Annotated in this window: 12 protein-coding genes and 3 pseudogenes; 10 read left to right on the plus strand and 5 right to left on the minus strand. The window is 64.4% G+C overall.

Annotated features, from left to right (window positions below; translation table 11 throughout):
- Window positions 1–123: 123 nt before the first annotated feature.
- From tnpA to tnpC, 3 genes are read left to right on the plus strand one after another with little or no spacing between them, the layout of a single operon-like run.
- Entirely contained in the window at window positions 124–501 is a 378-nt protein-coding gene (gene tnpA / locus LRA89_RS16025; RefSeq protein WP_230771824.1) for an IS66-like element accessory protein TnpA, read from the plus strand.
- An 11-nt stretch (window positions 502–512) separates the two neighbouring features.
- Window positions 513–845, plus strand: a complete 333-nt coding sequence (gene tnpB / locus LRA89_RS16030; RefSeq protein WP_156357793.1) for an IS66 family insertion sequence element accessory protein TnpB — start codon at window positions 513–515, stop codon at window positions 843–845.
- Window positions 846–900: 55 nt separating this feature from the next.
- Complete coding sequence (gene tnpC / locus LRA89_RS16035; protein ID WP_443024995.1) at window positions 901–2457, plus strand: IS66 family transposase; 1557 nt, start codon at window positions 901–903, stop codon at window positions 2455–2457.
- A 26-nt stretch (window positions 2458–2483) separates the two neighbouring features.
- Here tnpC and LRA89_RS16040 read toward each other — a convergent pair.
- From LRA89_RS16040 to LRA89_RS16060, 5 genes and pseudogenes are all read right to left on the minus strand, one after another.
- A pseudogene (locus tag LRA89_RS16040) lies at window positions 2484–3026 on the minus strand (ATP-binding protein); the annotation flags it as partial.
- Window positions 3013–4602: pseudogene (gene istA, locus LRA89_RS16045) on the minus strand (IS21 family transposase). The pseudogenes LRA89_RS16040 and istA, both read right to left, overlap by 14 nt.
- Before the next feature lie 82 nt (window positions 4603–4684).
- A pseudogene (locus LRA89_RS16050) lies at window positions 4685–5011 on the minus strand (NYN domain-containing protein); the annotation flags it as partial.
- Between the two features lie 429 nt (window positions 5012–5440).
- The gene (locus LRA89_RS16055) at window positions 5441–5776 is read right to left on the minus strand and encodes a hypothetical protein (protein WP_230771832.1); all 336 of its coding nucleotides are present in this window, start codon (window positions 5774–5776) and stop codon (window positions 5441–5443) included.
- A gap of 246 nt (window positions 5777–6022) precedes the next feature.
- Window positions 6023–6721 (minus strand): hypothetical protein, encoded by a 699-nt coding sequence (locus tag LRA89_RS16060; protein ID WP_230771834.1) that lies wholly within the window; start codon window positions 6719–6721, stop codon window positions 6023–6025.
- Between the two features lie 40 nt (window positions 6722–6761).
- Here LRA89_RS16060 and LRA89_RS16065 point away from each other — a divergent pair, with 40 nt between their 5' ends.
- The 7 genes from LRA89_RS16065 to LRA89_RS16095 all read left to right on the plus strand — a co-directional run bounded on the left by LRA89_RS16065 (window position 6762) and on the right by LRA89_RS16095 (window position 12926).
- Window positions 6762–6947 (plus strand): helix-turn-helix domain-containing protein, encoded by a 186-nt coding sequence (locus LRA89_RS16065; RefSeq protein WP_230771836.1) that lies wholly within the window; start codon window positions 6762–6764, stop codon window positions 6945–6947.
- Between the two features lie 447 nt (window positions 6948–7394).
- Window positions 7395–8507 carry a replication initiation protein gene (locus tag LRA89_RS16070; protein WP_230772034.1) on the plus strand — a complete coding sequence of 371 codons (1113 nt, stop codon included), beginning with the start codon at window positions 7395–7397 and terminating at the stop codon, window positions 8505–8507.
- 156 nt (window positions 8508–8663) lie between these two features.
- A complete protein-coding gene (locus tag LRA89_RS16075) occupies window positions 8664–9890 on the plus strand; it encodes an AAA family ATPase (protein WP_230771839.1) in 1227 nt (408 codons plus the stop codon).
- Window positions 9891–9935: 45 nt separating this feature from the next.
- Complete coding sequence (locus tag LRA89_RS16080) at window positions 9936–10952, plus strand: ParB/RepB/Spo0J family partition protein (protein WP_230771841.1); 1017 nt, start codon at window positions 9936–9938, stop codon at window positions 10950–10952.
- A 294-nt stretch (window positions 10953–11246) separates the two neighbouring features.
- Complete coding sequence (locus LRA89_RS16085; RefSeq protein ID WP_230771842.1) at window positions 11247–11726, plus strand: antitoxin Xre/MbcA/ParS toxin-binding domain-containing protein; 480 nt, start codon at window positions 11247–11249, stop codon at window positions 11724–11726.
- Window positions 11723–12223, plus strand: coding sequence for an RES family NAD+ phosphorylase (locus LRA89_RS16090; RefSeq protein WP_230771844.1), 501 nt, complete (start codon window positions 11723–11725; stop codon window positions 12221–12223). Before LRA89_RS16085 ends, LRA89_RS16090 begins: the two co-directional genes overlap by 4 nt.
- Window positions 12224–12512: 289 nt before the next feature.
- Entirely contained in the window at window positions 12513–12926 is a 414-nt protein-coding gene (locus LRA89_RS16095; RefSeq protein WP_230771846.1) for a hypothetical protein, read from the plus strand.
- The last annotated feature ends 78 nt before the right edge of the window (window positions 12927–13004 follow it).

Consider the following 13004-nt stretch of genomic DNA (forward strand, 5'->3'; position numbering starts at 1 on the left):
TGTAAGCGTGGCCGGCAGGCCGCCTTGCGGTAGCATTGGCATCCGGGATGCTTGTCGCCTTTGACGAGGGCGCGGACGGTGCGGGAAGTTTTCGGTTTGACGACTGGTCATACGAGCACTCGTATGACTGGTCGCATGGATGTCGTTGGCCGGGTGTCGGGCCGGCGCCGATGGTCGGATGCGGAGAAGCTGGAGATTCTGGCCGAGGCGTTCCGGCCGGGGGTGCGGGTTTGCGATGTCATCGCGCGTCGCGAGGTATCGAGCAGCCTGATCTACACGTGGCGCAAGCAGTTGCGCGAAGGCCAGCTCGCCGGGGTGATGCCGTCGCTGCCGGTGTTTGCCGAGGTGCGGGTCGCTGAACCGGTTGCGCCGGCGCCGCAGCCGGCGCCATGCCCATCATCGGGGCTTATCCAGATCGACCTGCCGGACGGGGTGCGGGTGAGCGTCGATGCCCATGTGGATGCGGGTGCGCTGGCACGGGTGTTGTCGGTGCTGCGGTGACCCCGGTGGCGTTGCCGACGCGGGTGTTCCTGGCGTGCGGCATGACCGACATGCGCAAGGGGTTCGATGGGCTGGCGGTGCTGGTGCAGCAGGTACTGCGCGAGGACCCGCATTCGGGGGCACTGTTCGCGTTCCGTGGCAAGCGCGGCCACCTCGTCAAGCTGCTGTGGTTCGACGGGCAAGGCCTGTGCCTGTTTTCCAAGCGTCTGGACCGGGGTCGTTTCATCTGGCCGGTGACCGCGACCGGCACGGTGACGCTGACGCCGGCCCAATTGTCGATGCTGCTGGAGGGTATCGACTGGCGGCGGCCAGAGCGGACGTTCACGCCGACACTGGCGGGGTAGGAACGGCGGTTTCACGTCGCTTTTGCTCGTCTGTCGGCAGACGATCTGCTATGGAATCCGGGTGTCGGAAGCGTCCGTTGCCCCTGCTGATGCCACCGCGCGGATCGCCGCGCTGGAGGCGTCGCTCGCCCGGGCCAATGCCGCCCTTGCCGCCCGCGATCTGCTCATCGATACGCTGCGCGGGCAGATCGCGCGGTTGCGGCGGATGCAGTTCGGCGCGTCGTCCGAGAAGCTGGGTCGTGAGATCGAGCAGCTCGAACTGGCGCTGGAAGAGCTGGAGACGGAGCGCGATGCGCCTGTAGCCGAGGCTGCCACCGGTGTAGCGGCGCGACCATCTCCCGTCCGCAGCCTGCCGGACCATCTGCCGCGCAAGGAGGTCGTCCACGAGCCGGCCTCGGGTGCCTGCACCTGCCCCGACTGCGGAGGTGCCCTGCGCCAGTTGGGCTTGGACGCACACGAGATGCTCGACATCGTGCCAGTGCGCTGGCGGGTCGTGCGCAACGTTCGGCCCAAATACAGTTGCCGGGTGTGCGAGAAGATCGTTCAGGCGCCCGCACCGGTCAGCGCCATTGCGCGCGGCAAAGCCACCTTCGCCACGCTGGCGCACGTCGTGGTGTCCAAGTTCGACCACCATCTGCCGCTGTACCGCCAGGCCGGGATGATGGCCGCGCAAGGGCTCGACATAGACCGCTCGACGCTGGCGAGCTGGACCGGACAGGCTGCAGCACTTCTCGACCCCATCGTCAGCCGCATCCGCGACGAAGTCCTCAAGGCCGACAAGATCCATGCCGACGACACACCGGTGCCGGTGCTCGACCCCGGTCGCGGCAAAACCGCTACCGGGCGGCTGTGGGTTTACGCCGTCGACGACCGGGCATCCGGCGGCACGGCGCCGCGCGCGACCTGGTATCGCTTCACGCCGGATCGCACCGCCGCGCACCCGCTGGCCCATCTCGCCGGCTTTCGCGGTTTCCTTCAGGCCGACGCCTATGCCGGCTATGACGGGCTCTACCGGGGCGGTGTTACTGAGGTCGCATGCTGGGCGCACTTCCGGCGCAAGGTCTTCGACCTGCACGAGCGTGTCCCGACGCCGCTGACCACCGACATACTCGAGCGCATCGGCGCGCTTTATGCGGTCGAGGCCGAGGTGCGGGGTCGGCCACCCGATGAACGCCATCGCGCCCGACAGGAACGAAGCCGGTCAATGGTCGAGGCCTTGCGCGGAGTGCTCGACACTGCGCTGCGCCACCTGTCGCCCAGGTCGGATATGGCCAAAGCCATCGCCTACGGCACGAAGCGCTGGCCCGCGCTGTCGCGCTTCCTGGGTGACGGGCGTCTGGAGATCGACAACAACATCGCAGAGCGCGCACTGCGCGGCATCGCCATCGGGCGCCGCAACTGGCTGTTCGCCGGCTCACGCGCCGGTGGCGAGCGCGCCGCGGCCATCTACACCGTCATCCAGACCTGCAAGGCAAACGGCATCGACCCGCAGGCCTACATCACCGACGTCATCGGCAAGGTCGCCGACGACTGGCCCGCCAGTCGCTGGGGTGAGTTGATGCCGTGGAACTGGATGCCCCCGGCAGATCAGCCGACCGCGCAAGCCGCATAATCTGCGGCCTCCACGCCGCGCTTACAGAGCAGCTGACCGCCCGAGCGTGCAAACGGCAGGTAGCCGAGCTCGTTGAGCACCACGAGGTCGAGCCGGGAGAGCTGGGCCGCCAGCGTGCCGGCCTTGCCGAGGCGCGTTTCCTCCTCGAGCCGGTTCACCAGGTCCACCGTGTTGAAGTAGCGCCCCCAGGCGCCGGCCCGCACCACATTGGCGGTGATGGCCGTGGCGAGGTGCGTCTTGCCGGTGCCCGTTCCACCGACCAGCACGACGTTGCGACGGCCAGGGAGGAACGAACCACTGTGCAGGGAGCGCACCAGCCCCTCGTTGATGGGGGTGTCGTCGAAGGCGAAGGCGTCGAGGTCCTTCACCGCGGGCAACCTGGCGGCCGACATCCGGTAACGAACCGAGGCTGCATGGCGGTGCGTCGCCTCGGCACGCAGCAGGTCGGTCAGGACCTCCATGGTCGTGCGCTTGCGCTGGAGACCGGTGGTGACCGCCTCGTCGAAGGCGCCAGCCATGCCCTTCAGCCCCAACTCGGCCATGGCCGTCATCATCTCATGCCGCTGCATGGAGGCCTCGCAGGCTGTCATAGCGGGTGCAGTCGGCGCGGGGCGGATGGCGCAGCGCCAAGTCTTCTGGCGTGACAATGGTCAGCGGTCGTGGCGGTTCGCGCCGGCGGGCCAGGATGTTGACGATGACGTCGTCGCTAGCGACGCCGGCCAGCAATGCTTCGCGCACGGCTGCTTCCACCGCCTCCAGTCCGTCGTCGAGCACCGCTGCCAGCACCCGCATGAACCGCCGGTCGGCATCGTCACCGACGCCAAGCTTGCGCCGCAGTCGTGCCAGCGCCGGCGGCAGCTCCCAGCCCTGGAACGGTGCGCCGTTGCGCAGGGCGCCCGGCTTGGTCGCCAACACCGGCAGATAATGCCACGGGTCGTAGATGGTCCGGTCGCGGCCGAAGAACCGGGGATGGTCGGCGACGACTTCCCCGTCGCAGCGCACGACGATGCGGTCGGCATAGGCGCGGACCTGCACAGCGCGCCGCACCACCCTGGCGGAGACGGAGTAGCGGTTGCGGTCGAAGCTGATGAGGCAAGTGCCGCTTACCGCATGCTCGCTTTCGTGGAAGCCGTCGAAGGGCGCGACAACAGGCTGGAGCACAGCCCGTTCGGCGGCCCATGCCTGGGCGACCGTCAGTTCCTTCTGCTCGGGATGCTGGTGCAACTCGGCCCAGCGCCGACACTCGGCTTCCAGCCAACCGTTCAGCTCCTCAAGGCTGGTAAAGCGCAGGCGTGGCTGGAAGAAGCGGCCCCGCGCGGTCTGCACCTGGTTCTCGACCTGACCTTTCTCCCAGCCCGACGCGGGCGAGCAGGCGGTCGGCTCGACCATGTAATGGTTGGCCATGACCAGGAAGCGCCGGTTGAAGACCCGCTCCTGACCCTCGGGGTCCCCATCGTGCCTGCACGATGGGGTGGGGCCGGTGAACACGCTCGTCACCGCTGTCTTGTTTGGCGGTCGATGATCCCCCGGATCATCGCCTGTTCGCCTCACTGTCGTAGATGCCACGCGTCGGCACGCCTCCGAAGAAGGCAAACGCCCGCGCATGCGCGTCGAACAGCATCTCCTGTGTTCGCGGGGATAGGCTCGCACATACATCGCCCGCGATGCGCACAGCCGCACATGCGCGACCTTCACGCGCATCGGCTTTCCCGAAATCTCCACGTCCTCGTGGCTCCAGTCGAACTGATACGCCTCGCCCGGTCGGAACAGCAGCGGGATGAACGCCGGCGCATTCATCACGTCGCGACGCCGCGCTTGCCGCCAACGGGCCGCATAGCGGTGCACCGCATCGTAAGACCCGTCGAACCCCTCGCGCAGCAGCAGGTCATGGATACGCGTGAGCCGCAGCTTCTCCCGCCGGGGCCGTGCCTCACCCTCCTCCAGCAATGCGTCCAGTCGCGCCTGAAACGGCCCCAGCTTCGGCAACGGCTGCACCTCTCGCCGGTAACCCATGTCCGCCTCTGGCGCCCGGATCGCCTTGCGCACCACCTTGCGCGACAGGTGCATGTCCCGCGCTATCGCCTTGATGGCCTTCCCCGACGCGTGCTCGCGCCGGATCCTCAACACCGTCTCCAATACCAGCATCCCGATCTCGCCGCCTGACACACCGCCAAGCGAACAGCCTAGACCACCGGGATCAGGGGTCCTTTTTCCATGCCGATCCACAGGTAAAATCGCCGTCCGACGACACGAGGCAGAAACCATCGAACCGCCCCGAATGGAGAAGGTCCATGGCATCGATGACAAGGGCGATATCAGAGGCGTTCTTGCCCGCCGTATTCGCGAAATTCTGATAGGGCAGACAGGCATGAAGCGGCGCTATATCGGCTCAGCCCTTGAGCCTGGTGCCGGCGAAATCACCGTAGATGCGCCGGACGCTGGCCTCGCCGATCTTGGCGATTTCCTCGAACAGTCCGGCCGCGATTGCGGGCGATGCGTTATCGGCATCGATGAGAACGGCAAGCTTGCGCGAACAGGTCGGATCGGCGGTCATCCCGTGCACTATGGCGGCGGCGGACGTGCCTGTCATCGTGACAGCAACCGGCGGTCCCAAATGTGATCTACAGGATAGGCAGGGCCCTGTCCCAGGTCCTTGGCACGCAGGGACTTTAACCGGTTCCGCGACTCGTCTGTACCAGCGTAGCAAGCCTGTAGCACGTCCACCGCCAGCTTTTATCAGGCGGGTAGCAGCGCTGCTACGCCGCTACACCGCTGTTTATAATAGGATTTTATCTATCGCACAGCCGCTATCCATAGCGTGGTGTGTGCTTCCTGAGCCTGCAAATCCTGATCTGCCGTATCAATGATTGATGGATTACGGTGCTGGCTTCCGGCTGTCCGGCGGGGTGCCCGGGCCGGCGTGACAGCCGGCCAGCATGGATCATGTTCGGTCAGCTTCGCCGGATCATCATCGGGAACTTGCTCAGTCCTGTTCCCACGACCAGCGACCGGTGCGAAGCTCCTCCGTGTTCGGCATGCTGGCGACGAGGCGGGCTATCATTTCGTCGCTCATCGTCTCCGGGGTCACGACCTGACGATCGTTCAGCGCGCGCCGGACCAGACTGACTAGGCGGGCGAGATCGGGCGTCTCATAGGGGTCGTTGATCGCCAGTTCGCGGCTTCGGCCATCGACGGTCAGCCGGAGGTGAATGATACGATCGCCGGGCCTTGCCAGTACCGGTTCGGGCCGCTCGAAGAAGTCGATTGACCGGGCATGTTCGAGCAACGCCGACCAGCTCGTCGGATCGATCTGCGACACCGGCCGGATATCCTCGTGGTGTCGCACACCGTGGGGCGTAAACCATCCCGAAAGACTGCAGATGATTCCGTCCCCGACCTGCCGGTTTTCATGCCCATCATCCGGTTCGCTTGCATGGTTGTCGACCGTGGCGTCAGACACGATCGGCGGTGTCTCGACTTACCCCGGATTGACGGCGTCGGTTGGGGTGGTTTGTCCGGTGGCAGGACCGGCAGAGGGAGTGCTCATGGTTACCTTGTTGCGGCGTCAAGACGGACACCGCTTCGCCGACCACGCAACGGACGCCGTGCAGCCAGCGGGGCGAGGCATGGGGATGGGGATGGGGATGGCGGAAAAGCCGCCAGCCTCGTGCCTGATCGAAGGCGATCGGCAAGGCCCAAGGATCACTATCATCAGCGCGACGATCATGGCGCGCCTGTCGCCCGACAGGGTCAGCAAAAAGCTCGCCACTGTGAACGGCGTGGCGAAGAGGGTGACGCCAAACGGCACCACCGCAAACCGGCTGACCTCCCAGCGTGCGAGCAGCCGGTCGAACCACGGTACCGCATCAGTCGCGCCAAGGGTCATGCCCACCGCCCATGCCGGTCGGGAATGGGTGATCCACCCGCTGTGATGATCGTTCAACGATGATACCGAACAATGCGGATCGTGGTGCCAGTTATCGTGACCGTAACTGGAAAGGCCAGTGCCGCAGGGGTTGCCGGCGACATCGACCCCGCCGGTCATCGGCAGCCCCATGACGGGGCTGATCGTCGGGGTATCAGCCACCGGGCAGGTGGCAATGGACATGTGCCAGTCATCGAGGAACGACGCGATGTGATCAAATAGGCCCATGAGGTTCAGCCTCCCCGTGACATTGGCTCGAAGAAATACGCTTTCCGCATTTCTATCAAGCAGCGCTACTACGCTTTCATGCCGGTTTCCCCCGCCCTGCCCGAGCTTCATGCGCGCATCGTCGTTGCGCTGACCCAAGGCACGGCATGACGTGAAGCTACGGCAGGTCGATCTGGCGCAGCAGCTTGGCTGGCAGCAGGCTTATGTGTCGCGCTACGCAACCGGCGAGCGGATGCTGGCGGTCGATGAATATATTGCGGTGGCGCGGGGGATCGGCATCGATCCGGTCGCGTTGCTCGCTCAGGTGCTCAAGAGTGGGAACGACAGGCCGGATTGATTCCCAACTGCTGCGTCTTGTTCTTCTTTGTCCTCAAATTATCAGAATCGCCGCTGCGCACGCAGCGGAAGTTTTCTAGATTCAAAGGATTCTGATTCAGGCCATCAAAAACGGCGAGTTTGCGTGAGTCGCAGGCATCTATCCTGACCGGTTGGGGGATGTTGCCTGTCCTCGCGGGGGCTGCTTCCTGTCCTTGCGGGGGCATCAACCTGACCTGCCGGGGTTATCCTGTCGTATTGGGGGATTGGTGGGGTGCATGTCGGATCAAACTGGTCCGACATCAAATCGTGCCGCCTTTCCGTTCGGCAGCCTGTCCTGCCTTGACGAACGAGGACAGGACAGGCACCGGTTGACAGGAAAGGATCGAATCGCGTCATGGACGATGCCGACGTTACTGACGACGTACAACCGGACGTAATCGACGAACCAATCTCGCATGGTCGCGCAATGCGCGTGGCGGGGCTTCTTGCCCGTAAGGATGGCGACGAATTCGCCAAGCCGGGCAAGCTCGTCGAGGTGCGGTTCGTCAAGGGTCAGTCGCTCAGTCTCACCGCTTCGCGCTTGCTGGCGCTGATGATCCTCACGGCTGGCGGTGATGCGTGGCGGCCGATCCCGCACCGGATGCGCAAGGCGGATATTCGCCGTGGCCACAAGGGCAACGAGCGTATCGTCGACATGCTCGAGGAACTGCACCGCACGCTCTTTGCGGAAGACGATACGTCGTGGCGTGGTCGCAAGGCAACGCGCCGGTTCGCGCTGATCCAGATGTCGCGCGAGGAAACCGAGGACGACGGGCGCGAGACCGGCTGGATCGAATGGGAGTTTACGCCCGATGCCCGCCGCTTGATCCAGGAATCCGAATCCTACGCGGTTCTCAATCGGCAGGCGGTACTCGGTTTCCGGTCGAGCTATGCGCTCCGGCTCTACGAAATGGGTGCCCTGCGTATTCACAGGCGACAGTCGAATTGGCGTGGTGACATGGCGGCCTTGCGCGCCGCGCTCGGCATCCCACCCGAGGTCTACAAGGACTTTGCGCAGTTGCGGCGTAAAGTGCTCGACGTTGCCAAATCCGAGATCGATCAGTTGGCCCATTTCCGCGTCGAATGGCGCGAAATCCGGCAAGGGCGTACCGTGACCGAGCTGGAGTTCAGGTTCGAGCCAAAGGATGCGCCTGCCCAGATTTCGACCGTTGACGAGCTGGCGCGGCATACGTCCGGCCGGACGGCGCGGCGGGCAGGAACAGTCGAGACAGTATCGATCGCGGTTCCCGAAACCCCCGCCCCGCCCCGCGCAGCCGGTCCGGCGATCACGGTCAGCAAGAAGCCTGCGACGGCAAAGTCCGTGCCGGAGGGGTTCCCGATGGGCTCGTTGCGGTACGGGTGCGATAGCGACTTCCTCGCGATCGGACGATCGTCGGGAGGCGGCTGGGACGTCGATATGATCGCGATCGCGTACCGGACACAGATGGGCGACCGGCTTGCCAAACTCACCGGCGCAAAGCTGCGCGCAAGCTGGACGGGATTTTGCGAGAGCTATGCGGCGCGACGCGGATCGCCCTGACATCGTGAAATTGCACCGGTGCAATTTTGGACGTTCGACCAGATGAAGCGCCCCCAAGCGGTCAGGTTATCCCACATACTTTCCGTTTGGAACCGGCGGCAGCTCGACTTTTGAAGTCTGGGCATTGCTTGACGAAAAAGCGCAAGTCGCGCATCCATGCGCGCAATTGCGAAAGGGGATGCCGTGGCAAGCCGTGCCGAAGAGCTCTACACCGACCGGGCGCACGTGGCGCAACTCGCAGAGCGCTGTTCGTCGATTCTCGAGAAGCTGCGCGACAATGTGCGGAACGCTCGGGCGAATGATCGCCGCGAACCGACCTTCCCGATCGGCAAGGCCGCCGAGCTCGTCGGGCGCACGCCGGCTGCAATCCGCGATGCCGAAAAAGACGGGCGCCTGCCTCCCCCTCCCCGTACCGAGACCAATCGCCGCGTTGGATACACGCTCGCCCAGCTTAACGACATGCGCGGCGTCTTCGGGACGAGGCCTTGGCGCGACGCAGACGATCCATGCGCGATCGTCGCGGTCCAGAACTTCAAGGGCGGCGTCGGCAAGTCGACGATCTCGGTCCATCTTGCCCAGTATCTCGCAATCCGTGGTTACCGCGTCGCGCTGATCGACTGCGACAGTCAGGCCTCGGCGACCACCTTGTTTGGTTATGTTCCGGATCTGGATCTAGCCGAGGAGGAGACGTTGTATCCGTTTCTTCGCCAGGACGAGATGACCTCGCTCGATTATGCCCTGCGGAAGACCCATTTCGACGGGCTCGATCTTATCCCGGCGAATCTTCGGCTCTTCCAGTCCGAGTATGAACTTGCCGCGCGGATGGCGCGCGGGCAGGGGGCGCTGCTTGATCGTCTGTCGCAGGGGATCGCGTCGATCTCCGATCGCTATGACATTGTCGTGATCGATCCGCCGCCCGCGCTTGGTGCGATCTCGCTATCGGTGCTGCGGGCCGCGACGGCGCTCGTCGTTCCGGTGCCGCCGACCGTCATGGACTTTTCGTCGACCGCCGCGTTCCTTGCCATGCTCGACGAGACGATGCAGGTTCTGACCGAGCGCGGCATGGCGCCGGACCTTAGCTTCCTCCGGTTCGTCGCTTCCAAGGTCGACGAGAACAAATCGATGCAAAAGGAGCTGATGAACCTGATGCGACAGGTGTTCGGAACGGCGCTCGTGCGGTCGCCGCTCAAGGATTCTGCGGAAATCGACAACGCCACCGCCCGTCTGATGACGGTCTATGAACTTGACGGACCGATGACGAGCAAGGCCGTGCGCGACCGCTGTCTCGCGTATCTGGATGGCGTGAACGGCGAGATCGAGCTCGACGTCCGGGCGACCTGGCCGAGCCATCTCAAGCGTCTGCGTCAGGAGGGACTGGTATGACCGGGGAAAATTGCACCGGTGCAATTTTGGTGGGAGGCCATCGTCATGGGGTCTAAGAATCGCCTTTTTGCCGAGGATCTCGCCGATGCGGTGGACGCACCTCCTGAGCCCGCGGCACGGCAGACGCGACTTGGCATGGGGGTACTCGCCGGTCGCAACAACCGGCTTGCCGAACTGGCGACGGGTTCGGTCGTCAGTCGGACGCACGAACTCGTCGATCCCGCCCGTTGCCGCATGTGGGCGGGCCACAACCGGGACTACGCGGCTCTCACCGAAGCGCGTTGCGACGACCTTATCGAGAGCATGAAGGCACAGGGGCGGCAGGAGGTTCCCGCGCTGGTCCGGCGGGTCCGCGACGACCCGGCGTATGACTTCGAAGTGATTTGTGGCGCGCGGCGCCACTGGTCGGTCAGTTGGCTCCGGTCGCACCATTATCCCGACTTCCGCTTTCTCGTTGAAGTCCGCGAGATTACGGACGAGGAAGCCTTCCGGCTCGCGGATCTCGAGAACCGCGCCCGTGCGGACATCAGCGACTTTGAACGGGCTCGCGACTATCTGCGAGCGCTCGATGCTTATTACGAGGGCCGCCAGGCCACCATGGCCGAGCGGATCAACGTGACGCCAAGCTGGCTCAGCCGCTATCTCGACCTGGCGCGTCTGCCAGCGGACCTGATGGTCGCGTTTGCCAGCGTTCACGATCTTGGCATCAAACATGTGACGATGCTGAAGCCGTTGCTCAAGCCTGATGATCGACGCGCGCGCGTTCTCGCCGAGGCAGGGCGTATCGCGGCTCGCCGCGATGACGGCGGGGAGTTCGCTCTATCGGTGCCGGAGGTCGTAAGGCTGCTCGCACTTGCGGCCGATCCCCCCAAGAAGTCAGGAACCCCCAAGAAGTCAGGATCGACGTCTGAACGGATCCGGACGCCGGACGGCAAGACGATGCTCAGCGTCGATCGCACGGGCAGGGGAGGGTTGTCGCTATTGCTCCCGACGAGATCGGGTGCGACCCGTGCGGACATCGATGCGGCGATCGCGGCGGTGCTCGACAGGTGCTGGAGTTGATACGGGGTTCGTCGGCCACGCGGTTGGACTTGGTTGTACGGTTTCAACCGCATTTTCAACGGCGGTGAACTGCTGGTCGAGGTCCATAACCAACGTCGGTTGTTGAGGATGGGTCGTGTGACACCGAAGTCCATGGGACTGCGTCTCGACCCTGCGTTGCTGTCGCTCGAAGCGACCGAACCGCGTATTCGGAGAAATCCGGATACCGGGCTGGTCGACGAACTACGGGCGTAGTGTCGACGACGCTTCCCATGGCGCTATAAATCGCTATCTTGTCGCTCAAAGGAGCGGTTCATGGCCAGCGTTGCCGTACATCAGGATTCGCCCGTCGGAAAGGATGCACCCGCGTTTCCGTATGCGGGCATCTATCACGCCTCACCGGTCGAGCGCATCCGGCTCATCCGGCAAGGGGTGTCGGCACGCAAGGTGAAGCACTTCATCAGCGAGCTGCATTTCGATCAGCAGGTGATGATGGACGCGCTCAACCTGAAGACCGCGACCGTCAACAAGAAGGCGGTGCGCGATCAGCCGCTGTCGATGGAGGACGGCGAACGGGTGATCGGCCTCGCCCGCCTGGTCGGTCAGATCGAGGCGATGATAGAGGAAACGGATAGCGCCCCCGATTTCGACATCGCGGCATGGCTGTCGGCGTGGCTGCGCGAACCGCTGCCGGCGCTGGACAACGATCGTCCCATCGATCTTCTCGACACGATGGAGGGGCAGGCGCTGGTGTCGCGCACCTTGATGCAGATCCAGGGCGGAGCTTATGCGTGACCCGCTCGGCGTGGCGTATCGCGACGGATACCCGGAGCTATACCGCCGATGACTTGTCTGGTGCCGGGGCCAGGGCGTCCGGCGGGCGGTGGAACGATGTCGGCGTGGCAATGCTGTACGCGGCGGAGAGCCGGGCGCTGGCCTGTCTCGAAACCGTGGTGCATCTCAACGCCGCCGGACTGCCGTTCAACCGCTATCTGGTCGAGATCGCGATACCCGACGACCTGTGGGCTGCGGCCGAACTGGTCGATCCGCAAGCGATCGATCCGGGTTGGGATGCACAGCCCGCGGCAATGGTCAGTTCGGTGTTCGGGACCAGATGGGCGGAAAGCCGTCGTTCCCTGATCCTGCTGGTTCCCTCGGTCATCGTGCCCGAAGAGCGCAATATCCTTATCAACCCGGAGCATCCCGATATTGCCCGGGTTACGGCGCACAAGGTTCGCAAATGGTTGTACGATCCCCGTTTCGACCGGCGCCGCTACCCTTCGGAAGCGTAGCCTTGGCGGTGCCACCGCAGCAGCCTTTGATGGCAAAAGGCGCAGTGAGCTGGCGTCCGGCAACGGTGATACATGCAGAATCATGCTCGCGCCGGTCGCCATCGTCACGCTGGCGACCGGTGCGGGGAAGGTCGATCAAACCGGTTCGTCGTTTTGCTACTGCAGGCTCCACCTCTACAGGCGTTGGAGCCTCGGACAAAACCGGGGCGGTTCAGTTCGACTTGGCTGCTGACCCCGAAAGGGGAGAAGCCCGACAGTGGCCTGCTGGATGATCTGATGGGCGGTCAACGTGCTGATCGCCGGCCTGTCTTATCCGTCGCGGTTCGCCCGGGTCGCGGCGCTATGCCCCGGCGTATATTCGACCTCGCCGTTCGCATCGCTGGCCACGATCCGCACGACGATGCAGCGCACGAGTGCGAACCCCGAGATTATCTTCGGCGTATGGATGATGGCGCGCAAATATGCGGCGAACGATGCCGAATGGCAGCGCGTCTCGCCGCTCGCCCTGATCGGGCAAGCGGGGCCGGAGTATCCGGCGCTCTACCTGTCTAACGGCCTGTATGATGTTTACGGCAATTTCGAAGGCACCCAGCGGCTTGCCGGCGTGGCGCGCAAACGCGGCGTCAGGACCGAGTGGCATCCGCTCTATGGCGGACACTGCGCGACAGACGTGACGTCAATGGCAGCGTTCCTTTCGTCCTGATGCATTCCCATTGCGATCAGAAAACGGGACAGACCAGCATGGGTCGCTGGCGGGATCACGCCATCTGCGCCCCACTGG

This window comes from Sphingomonas sp. Leaf4, assembly GCF_920939515.1.
In the GTDB taxonomy this organism is placed as follows: Bacteria; Pseudomonadota; Alphaproteobacteria; order Sphingomonadales; family Sphingomonadaceae; genus Sphingomonas.